Origin of the sequence: Acinetobacter sp. 1424608 (genome assembly GCF_000588255.1) — a bacterium.
GTDB lineage: Bacteria > Pseudomonadota > Gammaproteobacteria > Pseudomonadales > Moraxellaceae > Acinetobacter > Acinetobacter nosocomialis.
The window spans coordinates 20,648-33,868 of sequence record NZ_JFXL01000016.1; the positions used below are offsets into that span (position 1 = coordinate 20,648).

General features: G+C 42.5%; 11 protein-coding genes. 9 read left to right on the plus strand and 2 right to left on the minus strand.

The window, feature by feature from the left end; translation table 11 throughout:
• Positions 1-3: 3 nt before the first annotated feature.
• Positions 4-1,149 (plus strand): DUF1624 domain-containing protein, encoded by a 1,146-nt coding sequence (locus J678_RS18065; protein WP_031956109.1) that lies wholly within the window; start codon positions 4-6, stop codon positions 1,147-1,149.
• Between the two features lie 40 nt (positions 1,150-1,189).
• Here J678_RS18065 and J678_RS18070 read toward each other — a convergent pair whose 3' ends face one another.
• Positions 1,190-1,657, minus strand: a complete 468-nt coding sequence (locus J678_RS18070; protein ID WP_001247568.1) for an Lrp/AsnC ligand binding domain-containing protein — start codon at positions 1,655-1,657, stop codon at positions 1,190-1,192.
• A 136-nt stretch (positions 1,658-1,793) separates the two neighbouring features.
• Here J678_RS18070 and J678_RS18075 point away from each other — a divergent pair, with 136 nt between their 5' ends.
• The 5 genes from J678_RS18075 to J678_RS18095 all read left to right on the plus strand — a co-directional run bounded on the left by J678_RS18075 (position 1,794) and on the right by J678_RS18095 (position 7,957).
• Positions 1,794-3,059: a D-amino acid dehydrogenase gene (locus tag J678_RS18075; protein WP_031956107.1), complete on the plus strand. Its 1,266-nt coding sequence runs from the start codon at positions 1,794-1,796 to the stop codon at positions 3,057-3,059.
• A 20-nt stretch (positions 3,060-3,079) separates the two neighbouring features.
• Positions 3,080-4,183 carry an alanine racemase gene (gene alr / locus J678_RS18080; RefSeq protein WP_031956106.1) on the plus strand — a complete coding sequence of 368 codons (1,104 nt, stop codon included), beginning with the start codon at positions 3,080-3,082 and terminating at the stop codon, positions 4,181-4,183.
• A gap of 10 nt (positions 4,184-4,193) precedes the next feature.
• Positions 4,194-4,553, plus strand: a complete 360-nt coding sequence (locus J678_RS18085) for a RidA family protein (protein ID WP_031956105.1) — start codon at positions 4,194-4,196, stop codon at positions 4,551-4,553.
• Positions 4,554-4,715: 162 nt separating this feature from the next.
• On the plus strand, positions 4,716-6,155 hold the full coding sequence (locus tag J678_RS18090) for an amino acid permease (RefSeq protein WP_031956104.1): 1,440 nt from the start codon (positions 4,716-4,718) through the stop codon (positions 6,153-6,155).
• A 371-nt stretch (positions 6,156-6,526) separates the two neighbouring features.
• Positions 6,527-7,957: an amino acid permease gene (locus tag J678_RS18095; RefSeq protein WP_031956103.1), complete on the plus strand. Its 1,431-nt coding sequence runs from the start codon at positions 6,527-6,529 to the stop codon at positions 7,955-7,957.
• A gap of 60 nt (positions 7,958-8,017) precedes the next feature.
• Here J678_RS18095 and J678_RS18100 read toward each other — a convergent pair whose 3' ends face one another.
• Positions 8,018-8,899: a LysR family transcriptional regulator gene (locus tag J678_RS18100; RefSeq protein WP_002050510.1), complete on the minus strand. Its 882-nt coding sequence runs from the start codon at positions 8,897-8,899 to the stop codon at positions 8,018-8,020.
• A 165-nt stretch (positions 8,900-9,064) separates the two neighbouring features.
• On the opposite strand from J678_RS18100, the gene J678_RS18105 reads away from it, so the two are divergent.
• The 3 genes from J678_RS18105 (at position 9,065) to J678_RS18115 (ending at position 13,215) form a co-directional block, all read left to right on the plus strand.
• A complete protein-coding gene (locus J678_RS18105; protein ID WP_031956102.1) occupies positions 9,065-10,582 on the plus strand; it encodes a CoA-acylating methylmalonate-semialdehyde dehydrogenase in 1,518 nt (505 codons plus the stop codon).
• An 11-nt stretch (positions 10,583-10,593) separates the two neighbouring features.
• Positions 10,594-11,484, plus strand: coding sequence for a 3-hydroxyisobutyrate dehydrogenase (gene mmsB, locus J678_RS18110; RefSeq protein WP_031956100.1), 891 nt, complete (start codon positions 10,594-10,596; stop codon positions 11,482-11,484).
• A gap of 81 nt (positions 11,485-11,565) precedes the next feature.
• Positions 11,566-13,215, plus strand: a complete 1,650-nt coding sequence (locus J678_RS18115) for an AMP-binding protein (RefSeq protein WP_031956099.1) — start codon at positions 11,566-11,568, stop codon at positions 13,213-13,215.
• Positions 13,216-13,221 lie beyond the last annotated feature (6 nt).

The following is a 13,221-nucleotide window of genomic DNA, read 5'->3' on the forward strand; positions in this document are numbered from 1 at the left end:
GCTATGCCTATAGAAAAAAATATTGAACGTTTACAGTCGATTGATGCATTGCGTGGTTTGGTTATCCTCATTATGTTGCTCGACCATGTAAGAGAAACTTTCTATTTACATAAACAGTTTACCGATCCAATGGACGTAACAGTAACAGAACCAGCATTATTTGGCAGTCGTTTATTGGCCCATATTTGTGCTCCGGTTTTTGTACTTTTAACCGGTATTTCTGCATTTTTATTTCAATCAAAAAAACAGGACTTACAACAAACGCGTGCCTTTCTATTAAAACGCGGCTTATTTTTAATTGTATTAGAGCTTACCCTTGTGAATTTTGCATGGACAGCGACTTTTCCACCCGAAGTCATTTATTTACAGGTGATTTGGGCCATTGGTATTAGCATGGGGGTCTTGGCTTGCTGTGTCGGTTTGCCTTTGCCAGTCCTTGCTGGTGTAGCGTTGGTGATTATTTTTGGACACAACTTATTAGATTCTGTGCACTTCTCACAAGACATCCTACAAAATATATGGTTCGTTTTACACGAACGTGGCTGGCTTGAGTTTGCGGGCATTAAGCTTCGTACAAGCTATCCGGTTTTACCTTGGATTGGGGTAATTTTATTGGGCTATGTATTAGGCCAGTTGTTTAGTTCAAAATATACAGCAAAGCAAAGAGGCCTCGCTTTACTTAGTCTAGGTTTCGCAAGTATTGGGTTGTTTGTTTTACTACGTTTGATCAATGTTTATGGTGACCAGCCGTGGCAGCATTTTGAGTCATTACAACTAAGCCTCATGAGCTTTTTTAACCTCACCAAGTATCCGCCGTCTTTATTGTTTATTTTGCTAAATGTTGGGATCGGACTAATTGTACTGACCGCTTTTGAACGTATGCAGCAATACTCATTTCTAAAACCATTGGTCGTGTTTGGCTCGGTGCCGATGTTCTTTTATTTACTGCATTTATATGTGCTGAAACTGATGTATGTGTTTGCGCTAAGTATGTGGGGAGCAAACTATGGGAGTTATTTGTCGGTCGGCCATGTATGGATGCTGTGGCTAATCACGATTGTACTGTCTTTTGCACTCTATCCAGCGGTTAAGTGGTTCTCGAAGTTCAAGCATCAAAACAAGCATATTTCGATTTTAAAATATTTCTAATTTTCAAAAGGTAAGTAAAGCGAGTTCAAGAATGCTCGCTTTACTTACTTACATCTAAATATAGGGTTTCTTTCACTTCTTCCATGACCACATAACTGTGTGAAGATGCAGAAGCGGGGAGTTTCTTTAATAGATCTCCTAATAAGCGGCGGTATGCACTCATTTCTTTTAAACGCGCTTTTACAAGGTAGTCAAATTCACCTGAAATGAGGTGGCATTCAAGCACTTCAGGAATCTCAACTAAATCTCTAGCCACCTGATCAAAAACGTCACCAGATTTGGCAGATAACTTAATTTCTAAAAAGACCAGCAGATTGCGGTCTACGTAGGCGGGGTTTAGCCGGGCGTAATAACCCATGATAATGCCATCGCGTTCAAGGCGTTTTACACGCTCTGAACAGGGGGTGGTAGAGAGGTTGACTCTCGATGCCAATTCACTAATCGCAATTCGTCCTTCACGCTGCAAAATGTCCAGAATCATGCGATCTATACGATCTAACGGGCGCATAGATATTTCCTCTTTTTTTAAAATTCTCGCGAGAAAAACATAAAATTACCTAGATTATAGCCTGAAAAACAGTGAAATAAACTATTGAAGCAGAAATATACTAGTGAAATAAACTGGTGTGCGTGAGGGAATGGAAATGCGCGTAATTGTACTAGGTAGCGGCGTTATTGGAGTGGCAAGTGCCTATTATCTGGCTCGACAAGGAGCCGAGGTTACTGTTCTCGATCGCCAGTCAGGTCCTGCTGAAGAAACAAGTTTTGGTAATGCAGGTCAAATTTCGCCTGGGTATTCGACCCCTTGGGCAGCACCAGGAATTCCTTTTAAAGCTGTGAAATGGATGTTCCAACACCATGCACCGCTTGCGATTAATTTAGATGGCAGCATGTGGCAATTACAGTGGATGGCGCAAATGCTGAAAAACTGTAATCCACAAAGTTATGCTGTGAACAAAGAACGTATGATGCGTGTGGCTGAATACAGCCGTGACTGTTTACGTGAACTCAGAAAAGATACGGGTATTCACTACGAAAACCGCGCTAAAGGTACTTTGCAGCTATTCCGTAAAGAAGCACAAATGGAAGCGGTTCAACGCGACATTAGCGTGCTTGAAGAATGCGGCGTAAGCTACGAATTATTAAATGCTAATGAACTCGGTCGTGTAGAGCCTGCTTTGGCAAATGCACAAGATAAACTCGTGGGTGGTTTACACTTACCAAATGATGAAACAGGCGACTGCTATTTATTTACCAATGCTTTAGCTCAAATTGCTAAAGAGCTAGGCGTTAATTTCCAGTTTAACCAGAACGTAGAAAAATTGATTGTCGAAGGCGATCAAATTAAAGGCGTACAGGTAAATGGCAAGGTTTTAACCGCAGATCTTTATGTTCTAGCGTTTGGTAGCTATTCACGTGATTTCTTGAAACCGCTTGATCTCCAGTTACCTGTATATCCTGTAAAAGGTTACTCGTTGACGATTCCTATTGTTGATCCTGCTTTTGCTCCGCAATCTACAGTGCTGGATGAAACTTACAAAATCGCGATTACTCGTTTTGACCAACGTATCCGTGTAGGTGGAATGGCTGAGCTAAGTGGCTTTAACTTAGGTCTTAACGAAGACCGCCGTGCAACCTTACAAATGGTGACTCAAGACCTGTTCCCGGGTGGTGATATGGCACAGGCGTCTTTCTGGACAGGTTTACGTCCAATGACGCCAGACAGTACTCCAATTATTGGTGCGACTCGCTTTAAAAATCTGTTCTTGAATACAGGTCATGGCACTTTAGGTTGGACAATGGCATGTGGTTCAGGAAAATTAATCAGTGACATCGTATTGAATCATAAGACTGATATCAGTACCGATGGCCTTTCAATTCAGCGTTATTCACACGCACACGCGGCTTAACGGACGTTAGGAAAGTAATCATGCCTCGTCCTATTACCGCAGTGATTCACCGTCAAGCCTTACAAAATAACTTGGCGGTGGTGCGCAAGGCTATGCCAAACAGTAAGGTCTTTGCTGTTGTAAAAGCCAATGCTTATGGACACGGAATTGAACGCGTCTATGAGGCATTTAAAGCAGCAGATGGCTTTGCCTTACTTGATCTTGATGAAGCAAAACGTATTCGCGCTTTAGGTTGGACAGGTCCAATTTTATTGCTCGAAGGAGTTTTTTCTCCTCAAGATTTATTTGATTGTGTGCAGTATCAACTCAGTTTCACCGTTCATAGTGAAGCGCAAATCGAGTGGGTAGAACAGCATCCTTATCCAGCTCAATTTGATGTTTTCTTGAAAATGAACAGTGGTATGAACCGTCTTGGTTTTAAACCACAGCATTATGTGCAGGCTTGGGAACGTTTAAATAACTTGGCAAATGTGTCCAAGATTACGCACATGACGCATTTTTCAGATGCAGATGGCGAGCGTTTCGGTCAGCAAGGTATTGATTATCAAATTACTGCTTTTGAAGAAATTGTGAAGGATTTACCGGGTGAAAGATCGGTAAGCAATAGTGCAGCAATTTTGCGTTATCAAGACCAGCTCAAATCAGATTATGCCCGCAGTGGCATCATGCTCTATGGCAGCTCGCCAGATTACCCAACGCATAGTATTGCAGATTGGGGCTTGCAGCCGACCATGAGCTTACGCAGTGAAATTATTTCCGTTCAGCATTTAGAGCCGAATGAAAGCGTAGGTTATGGCTCAAACTTTGTCGCAGAGCAACCCATGACGATTGGGATTGTGGCTTGCGGCTATGCCGATGGTTATCAACGTATTTCGCCAACAGGTACTCCAGTTTTAGTGGACTCAGTACGCACGCGTACAGTTGGCCGCGTCAGTATGGATATGTTGGCAGTCGATTTAACGGGTATTGAGAGTGCCCAAGTCGGCAGTGAAGTGGTGCTCTGGGGGCAATCAAGTACAGGCGTCATTTTACCTATAGATGATGTCACAGTTTCATCGGGTACGGTGGGTTATGAACTGATGTGTGCTGTCACCGCCCGTGTTCAATTTATTAATCAGGTATAAGGAAATCCGAATGTCTAATTCAGATATACAAAAGATCAACACCAACGAAGTCATGAGCGCCGTGACTGTTTTTAACAAAGTGGTTTATCTGTCAGGTCAGGTGCCTAAAAATACCGAGCAAGACGTGGCAGGCCAAACTCGTGAAATTCTTGCCACGATTGATGAACTTTTGGAATTAGCCAATACCGATAAATCTCGCTTGCTTTCTGCGCAGCTCTATTTGAAAAATCTTTCTGACTTTTCAACCGTAAATGCAATTTGGGTTGACTGGTTAAAAGGGTGTGTTGCTCCATCGCGTGCCACAATTCAGGCCGATTTGGTCAATCCGGATTGGCTCATTGAAATTGCCGTGACGGCAGCACAAAAGTAATTCGGCTTTACTCCAAAAACGATGATGTATCTAACAGAAGGAAGATAGATACGGTTTAACCAGTCGTTTTTTGGTGAACAGATTCAGTGACCTATGGCATACGGTTCAATTTTCGCCATAGGTTGCTGATCTTAACAAAGGAATTCAAAAAGGAATTTTAATATGACAACGGCTCGTCATTCAGATACGGAAAATTCTCCCGATCATCTGCAACGAAAACTGTCTAACCGTCATTTACAACTGATTGCAATTGGCGGTGCAATTGGAACTGGCCTATTTATGGGCTCAGGTAAAACCATCTCCCTCGCAGGTCCTTCAATTCTCTTTATTTATATGATTATTGGAGGAATGTTCTTTTTCTTAATGCGTGCAATGGGTGAACTACTCCTTGCAAATCTGCATTACAAATCTTTTGTTGATATGGCTCATGACCTGATTGGTCCTTGGGCTGGCTACTATTTGGGCTGGACTTATTGGTTAGGCTGGGTGCTGGTGGGTATTGCGGACCTTTCAGCAGTCATTAACTATTTGAGCTTCTGGCTGCCAGATGGTGCAAGTTTCTCTCCAATACAGCAGGCCATGATTAGTGCTGGCTGTGTGTTGTTTGTGATGGGTCTTAACCTCTTAACAGTACGTCTATTTGGTGAAATTGAGTTTTGGTTTGCCCTTATTAAGATTCTGGCAATTATTGGCCTGATCGGGGTGGGTGGCTACATGATTTTCAGCCATTTTCAAGCTCCGCAAGGCGCTATTGCCAGCATTAGTAATGTCTGGTCACATGGTGGTTTATTTCCGAAAGGTACAGAAGGCTTTTTGGCAGGATTCCAAATTGCCGTTTTTGCTTTTGTCGGTGTTGAGTTGGTTGGTACGACAGCTGCTGAAACCAAAGACCCGCAGAAGAACTTACCAAAAGCAATTAACGCGATTCCGGTACGTATTATCCTCTTCTACGTGCTAGCACTATTTATTGTGATGTCGGTAACCCCATGGGACCACATTCGTGCCGATAAAAGCCCATTTGTTGAGTTATTCTTAAATGCGGGTATTCCGGTTTCTGCAATTATTATGAACTTGGTGGTGCTGTCTTCGGTGATGTCTTCAATGAACAGCGGTGTGTTTTCAACCAGCCGTATGCTGTTCGGTTTATCAAAAGATGGTCAGGCACCGGGTGCTTTTGGTCGTTTATCAAAACGTGCAGTACCGTCAAATGGTTTGATTTTTTCTTGTACTTTCATTATGGGTGGGGCAGTGCTTCAGTACTTTGTTCCCAACACCATGGAGGCATTTACGTTAGCAAGTTCACTTTGTGTGATTCTATTCATTAGTGTATGGAGTCTCATTATGGTGTGCTATTTACGCTATCGTAAATTACGTCCTGAATTACATGAAAAATCGACATTTAAAATGCCGGGTGGCATTTTGATGAGTTATGTTGTTTTGGCATTTATGCTTTTTACTTTAGTCATCTTGGCATTAGAGCCAGATACTTTGAAAGCTTTATATGTCAGTCCGGTATGGTTAGTTATTTTAGGTGTTACCTATCATGTGTTGTATAAACCACGCATGAAAAAGCTAGGACGTGAACTCGTTAACGATCATTAAGTTTTATTAAAAAGCCAATCAATCATGATTGGCTTTTTTTATTTTCATCAGTTTTTTTATCGGAATAATATTGTTTATTTTTGAATCAATAGCACAGTTTTGAGGGGGGGAGTAAAGCGACATCTAGCATTATCACATGCTAAACTCCGGCTAATCTGGTGAATCGAGATTGGATAATTAAAATTGCCGTGAAGGCAGTACATAAATAATGCAACTTAAAAAAATAGGGACAAAAGATAGATCAATTAAGGAAAAAATATACTTGAACATCTTGTCCTGAGGTATAGACTCAGCAACCCACGATATACGGTTCGTTTTCTCCCTATAGGTTGCTGATTTAAATTAAGCAAAATATAAAAAGGACTTCTAATATGACAATGGTTCATCATTCAGATGAGGCAGGCTCCCCTGATCATTTACAACGGAAATTAAGTAATCGCCACTTACAGCTCATTGCAATTGGCGGCGCAATTGGTACCGGTCTATTTATGGGCTCGGGCAAAACCATCTCTCTCGCAGGTCCTTCAATTCTTGTAATCTACATGTTAATTGGTGGAATGTTCTTCTTCCTTATGCGCGCATTGGGTGAATTACTACTTACTAATTTACATTACAAGTCATTTGTCGACATGGCGTATGACCTAATTGGTCCGTGGGCTGGCTACTATATAGGTTGGACCTATTGGTTAGGCTGGGTACTGGTCGGTATTGCCGATCTTTCTGCGGTTATTAACTATTTAAGTTTCTGGTTACCCGAAGGCGCCAGTTTTTCACCCATGCAACAAGCGATGATTAGTGCGGGCTGTGTACTATTCGTCTTAAGCCTTAACCTTCTTACAGTGAAGTTGTTTGGTGAGGTTGAGTTTTGGTTTGCGCTTATTAAGATTTTAGCCATTATCGGTTTGATTGGTGTGGGCGGCTACATGATTTTAACCCACTTCCAAGCTCCTCATGGTGACGTGGTAAGCATCAGTAACGTCTGGTCACATGGTGGTATATTTCCAAAAGGTGTAAGCGGATTTTTGGCAGGTTTCCAGATCGCCGTATTTGCCTTTATTGGTGTTGAGCTGATTGGTACAACTGCTGCTGAAACGAAAGATCCAGAAAAGAACCTACCAAAAGCAATTAACGCGATTCCGGTACGTATTATCCTGTTTTATGTGTTAGCACTTTTTGTGGTGATGTCTGTAACACCTTGGGATCATATTCGTGCCGATAAAAGCCCGTTTGTTGAGTTGTTCTTAAATGCAGGTATTCCTATTTCTGCAATTATTATGAACTTGGTTGTTCTGTCGTCGGTCATGTCTTCAATGAACAGTGGCGTGTTTTCAACAAGCCGTATGTTGTTCGGTTTATCAAAAGATGGTCAAGCGCCGGGTATATTAGGACGTTTATCAAAACGTGCCGTACCTTCAAATGGTTTAATCTTCTCATGTATTTTCATTATGGGTGGGGCAGTGCTTCAGTACTTTGTTCCAAACACAATGGAAGCATTTACTCTGGCAAGTTCACTCTGTGTAATCTTGTTCATTAGCGTGTGGATTTTGATCATGGCGTGCTATTTACGTTATCGTAAAACTCGTCCTGAACTTCACGCTGCATCAACCTTTAAAATGCCAGGCGGCGTATTAATGGCGTATGCGGTTATTGCCTTTTTCTTGTTTACTTTAGTGATTTTGGCATTAGAGCCAGATACATTAAAAGCGCTCTACGTCAGTCCAGTATGGGTGGTGGTTTTAGGTGTGACTTACTATGCATTCTATAAGCCGCGCATGAAAAAATTAGGCCGAGAAATCTTTTAATTATCTTTTCTCGATTTACCAAAAAGCCAATCATCATTGATTGGCTTTTTTATTAAAAGATTAATCGACCAGCAAATGTTGATATTTATCAGCTTGTTTACGCAAGTAATCCCAGACCAGTTTAATGCGCGGCTCATGCTGTAAATCAACGAAGGTCAGCATCCAGAAGGTATGGGTAAAACGAACTTGTTGCTCTAATACTTCTTCGAGCTCAGGTTTGTCATCTGCTAAAAACTTCGGCAAAATTGCAAGCCCTGCGCCAGCACTCACTGCAATTTGTTGGGCCAAAATACTGCTACTGCGAAAGTTAGCATTCAGCTTTAAAGGTAAACGCTCTAGACAATACAGCTCTGGGCTATACACCAGATCATCAATATAATTTACAAAGCGATGCTGGGTTAAATCTTCTAAACCACGAATTGGTGGATTTTGTGCTAGATAGCTCTGGCTGCCATAAATTTTTAAGCAGTAGTCTGATAAGCGCGTAATGATATAAGGGCCCGAGGTTGGGCGTTCAATGGATACCACAATATCTGCTTCACGATGCGAAAGCTTAATCATTTTTGGCACGGGTATTAGATCGATGGTAAGCAGTGGATACTGAATAGAGAACTCAGCCAGTAAGCGGGCTAAAAATGCAGTTCCAAAGCCCTCAGGTGTGCCAATTCGCACACGTCCTTGTAAAGGTTGATGCGGTTTTTCAATTTGTAAGAAAGCTTGTTCCATTTGTTCAACTCGAGGGACAAGTGCCATCCCTTCGAGTGTCAGCTCATAGCCCGTTGCTTCACGTTTAAATAGCGTCGTACCTAAAGCAAGTTCTAGAGCCTGAATCCGTCTAGCTACCGTACTATGTTCAACACCAATAATACGTGCAGCATTGGTTAAGGTTTTAGTACGTGCTAAAACCAGAAAAAACTGTAGATGATCCCAATCCACTTTCATTTTTGTTATTGTCCCTGTGCATATTTGCACAACAATCGTGCATGAATTTGCGTTGGTGGTCAAAGATTTCTTTGTTAGTCTCAAATAAAACCTGAATAAAGAAAATACATAGAAAAGTATTTTCTAATAACTGAACACAATAAAAATATGACCTACGGAGAGGTTATGAACACAATCCAGAAAATCGAATTGGACACCGCTAAATTACTTATTAACGGACAGTTTATCGAATCTAAAACCCAAGAATGGCAAGACATTATTAACCCTGCAACTCAGGAAGTGATTGGCCGCGTGCCTTTTGCAACGGTTGAAGAAGTCGACGCTGCTATTCAAGCTGCTCAAGATGCTTTTGCTTCTTGGCGCCAAACCCCAATTCAGGCACGTATGCGCATCATGCTCAAGCTACAAGACTTGATTCGTGCCAACATGAAAGAAATTGCACAAGTATTGACGGCTGAACAAGGTAAAACCTTGGCAGATGCTGAAGGCGATATTCAACGTGGTCTAGAAGTGGTTGAACATGCCTGTTCAGTTGGTACTTTACAAATGGGTGAATATATTGAAGGTGTAGCACGTGGTGTAGATACATATACCTTGCAACAACCTTTGGGTGTTTGTGCGGGTATTACGCCGTTTAATTTCCCAGCCATGATCCCGCTTTGGATGTTCCCAATGGCAATCGTGTGTGGCAATACCTTCGTTTTAAAACCATCAGAACAAGATCCGTTATCAACCATGATGCTGGTTGAACTTGCGATTCAAGCAGGTATTCCAGCAGGTGTGCTGAACGTTGTGCATGGTGGCAAAGAAGTGGTTGACCGTTTGTGTACCCATAAAGACATTAAAGCGATTTCATTTGTAGGTTCAACTGCGGTTGGAACACATGTTTATAACCTTGCAGGGCAACATGGTAAACGTGTGCAAGCCATGATGGGCGCAAAAAACCATGTGGTTGTTATGCCAGATGCCAATAAAGAACAAACCTTAAATGCCTTAGTGGGCGCAGCGTTTGGTGCTGCGGGGCAACGCTGTATGGCATTGTCGGTTGCAGTGATGGTTGGCGACAGTAAACAATGGATTCAAGAGTTAGTCGAAAAAGCGAAAACCCTAAAAGTAAATGCAGGCCATGAGCCAAATACGGATATTGGCCCAGTCATTTCAAAACGTGCCAAAGCGCGTGTAATTGACTTGATTAATAGCGGTGTTGAGCAAGGGGCAGAACTTCTACTCGATGGTCGCAATGTTCAAGTACAAGGTTATGAGTCAGGTAACTTTGTGGGTGCTACGATTTTTAGTGGCGTAAATACCGACATGCGTATCTATAAAGAAGAAATCTTTGGCCCGGTACTTTCAATTATTTGTGTCGATACACTCGATGAAGCGATTGCATTGATCAATGCCAACCCATTTGGTAACGGTGTCGGTCTATTCACACAAAGCGGTGCTATTGCACGTACTTTCCAAAACTTGATTGATATTGGTCAAGTCGGTATCAACATTCCAATTCCTGTACCTGTTCCGTTCTTTAGTTTTACCGGCTCAAGAGGCTCAAAACTTGGCGACTTGGGACCATACGGCAAACAGGCTGTCCAGTTTTATACCCAAACCAAAACTATTACCAGTCGCTGGTTTGAAGATAGCCATGAAGTTGGCGGTGTAAATACAACTATTAGTTTACGTTAAGGGGATCACGGATGAATATCGCCTTTATCGGTCTAGGTAATATGGGCGGCAGAATGGCCCAAAATCTACTAAAAGCCGGAATCAAAGTTTATGGTTATGACCTCAGTGAAGTTGCTATTCAGCACTTCGCCGAGGCAGGTGGCATAGTCTGCGACAGCCCACAGGACGCAGCTAAACAAGCAGACGTGGTCATTACCATGTTGCCTGCCGCAAAGCATGTTAAAGAGGTTTACTTAGGCGAAAATGGTGTCTTGGAAGTGCTAAAAGCAGGTAGCTTATGCATTGATAGCAGCACTATTGACCCGCAAACCATTAAAGACATTGCTGCTGTTGCACAGGGCAAGAATATTAAAATTTGTGATGCACCAGTTTCTGGTGGAACCATTGGTGCTCAAGCAGGAACCTTAACCTTCATGGTCGGTGCTGATGAACAAACCTTTAATGAGGTGAAACCTGTGCTCAGCTATATGGGCAAAAATATTGTTCATTGTGGTGATGTGGGTGCGGGTCAAATTGCCAAAATTTGCAATAACCTGATTTTAGGCATTTCAATGGCTGCGGTGGCCGAAGGCATGGCACTCGGTGTGAAGTTAGGCATCGACCCACAAGCATTGGCAGGAGTAATTAACACCTCAAGTGGTCGTTGCTGGAGTTCGGATGTATGTAACCCATGGCCGCATATTAATGAAAATGCGCCTGCATCTCGAGGCTATCAAGACGGTTTTGCGACTCAGCTAATGCTCAAAGATTTAGGACTCGCTGTAGAAGCCGCAGGCCAAGTAAAACAGCCGGTTTTATTAGGTGGTATGGTGCAACAGCTTTATCAGCAAATGTGTATGCGTGGTAATGCTCATCTCGATTTCTCGAGCATTATTCAGCAGTACCTACCACAAGAGGCATAACGGTAAAGCCAAAGGATGGCTTTAAACGAATAAATCAAACCCTGTCGTGAATAACAACAAATCCGGACTGAGGGAAAAGATATGATGGATTATCAAAATGCTGTACAGGCTTTCGATTTGGAAAGCACTGCTAAACAGATGTTGTCAGGTTCACTCGATGCACTGAACGCTTGTTATGAATGCTGTGATAGACATACAAATGGCGACAAAATCGCACTGTACTGGCAAGGAAAAGACGGTCGCAAAGAACAATATACCTTCCGTGAGCTAAAAGAATGGTCAAGTCAGTTTGCTAACTTTTTAAAAGCACAAGGTGTAAAAGCAGGCGACCGTATTTCAGGCTTATTGCCAAGAACACCTGAACTGATTGTAACCATTTTGGCGGCTTGGCGAATTGGTGCTGTGTACCAGCCTCTATTTACTGCATTTGGCCCAAAAGCGATTGAGCACCGTATTCAACTTGCACAAAGCAAGTTGGTGGTGACCGATATGGGCAACCGTAGCAAGCTCGATGAAATTGAAAAGTGCCCTGCAATTATGACAGTGGCCGATGCTCAAGGTACTGCGCTTAAAGCAGGGGATTTTAATTTCTGGAATGAAGTGAAGCAGCAGTCCGATCAATGTGATCTGGTGATGCGTAGCATCCAAGATCCTTTCTTGCTTATGTTTACTTCAGGTACTACAGGACCAGCGAAACCATTGGAAGTGCCACTAAAAGCACTGATTGCTTTTGGTCGATATATGCAAGATGCCATTGGTTTAACCGAAGAGGATTCATTCTGGAATATTGCAGATCCGGGTTGGGCTTATGGTCTGTACTATGCGATTACTGGGCCGTTATTTTTAGGTCATGCCACTTTGTTTTATGAAGGTGGTTTCAGTACAGATAGCCTATGCCAAATTGTGAAAGATTATAAAGTTAACAACTTGGCAGGTGCACCAACAGCTTACCGTATGATGATGGCAGCAGATCCGGTACAAATGGCACCATTAAAAGGCCAATTTCGCGTGGTGAGTAGTGCAGGTGAACCGCTTAATCCGGAAGTGATTCGCTGGTTTAAACAAGTCTTAGACGCTCCAATTTATGACCATTACGGACAAACCGAAGTCGGCATGGTGGTGTGTAATCATCATGGTTTAAAACATGAAATTCATGCTGGCTCAGCAGGTTTCCCAAGTCCGGGCTATCGTGTTGCGATTGTTAATGAACAAGGTGAAGAACTTCCGCCAGACACACCGGGAATTTTAGCAGTCGACATTAGCCAGTCTCCAATGATGTGGTTTGGTGGCTATAAAGAAAGCCGTAAATCACCTTTCGTCAGTCATTACTACTTGACGGGTGATACTGCCGAACTTCATGCCGATGGCAGTATGAGTTTTGTCGGCCGTAGCGATGATGTAATCACCACATCAGGCTATCGTATTGGGCCCTTTGATGTAGAAAGCGCACTGCTTGAACATGATGCTGTGATTGAAGCCGCAGTAATAGGCGTGCCTGATCCAGATCGTACTGAAGTCGTTAAGGCTTTTGTAATTTTAGCTGCGGGCGTACAACCTTCAGATGCACTTGCTGAAGAACTCAGCCAGTTTGTGAAAAGACGACTTTCTGCACATGCTTACCCAAGATTAGTTGAATTTGTGAGTGAATTACCTAAAACTCCAAGTGGCAAAATTCAGCGCTTTTTATTGCGTAATCAAGAAATTGCTAAACAACAAGCTAAAGCAGGGTAAAGGAAA

What these genes read in the sequence shown, in the direction of transcription:
- alr (WP_031956106.1), top strand. Translation starts at nt 3,080, where the DNA reads ATGCCTCGTCCTATTACCGCAGTGATTCACCGTCAAGCCTTACAAAAT.
- J678_RS18075 (WP_031956107.1), top strand. Translation starts at nt 1,794, where the DNA reads ATGCGCGTAATTGTACTAGGTAGCGGCGTTATTGGAGTGGCAAGTGCC.
- J678_RS18085 (WP_031956105.1), top strand. Translation starts at nt 4,194, where the DNA reads ATGTCTAATTCAGATATACAAAAGATCAACACCAACGAAGTCATGAGC.
- J678_RS18095 (WP_031956103.1), top strand. Translation starts at nt 6,527, where the DNA reads ATGACAATGGTTCATCATTCAGATGAGGCAGGCTCCCCTGATCATTTA.
- mmsB (WP_031956100.1), top strand. Translation starts at nt 10,594, where the DNA reads ATGAATATCGCCTTTATCGGTCTAGGTAATATGGGCGGCAGAATGGCC.
- J678_RS18100 (WP_002050510.1), bottom strand. Translation starts at nt 8,899, where the DNA reads ATGAAAGTGGATTGGGATCATCTACAGTTTTTTCTGGTTTTAGCACGT.
- J678_RS18090 (WP_031956104.1), top strand. Translation starts at nt 4,716, where the DNA reads ATGACAACGGCTCGTCATTCAGATACGGAAAATTCTCCCGATCATCTG.
- J678_RS18065 (WP_031956109.1), top strand. Translation starts at nt 4, where the DNA reads ATGCCTATAGAAAAAAATATTGAACGTTTACAGTCGATTGATGCATTG.
- J678_RS18115 (WP_031956099.1), top strand. Translation starts at nt 11,566, where the DNA reads ATGATGGATTATCAAAATGCTGTACAGGCTTTCGATTTGGAAAGCACT.
- J678_RS18070 (WP_001247568.1), bottom strand. Translation starts at nt 1,657, where the DNA reads ATGCGCCCGTTAGATCGTATAGATCGCATGATTCTGGACATTTTGCAG.
- J678_RS18105 (WP_031956102.1), top strand. Translation starts at nt 9,065, where the DNA reads ATGAACACAATCCAGAAAATCGAATTGGACACCGCTAAATTACTTATT.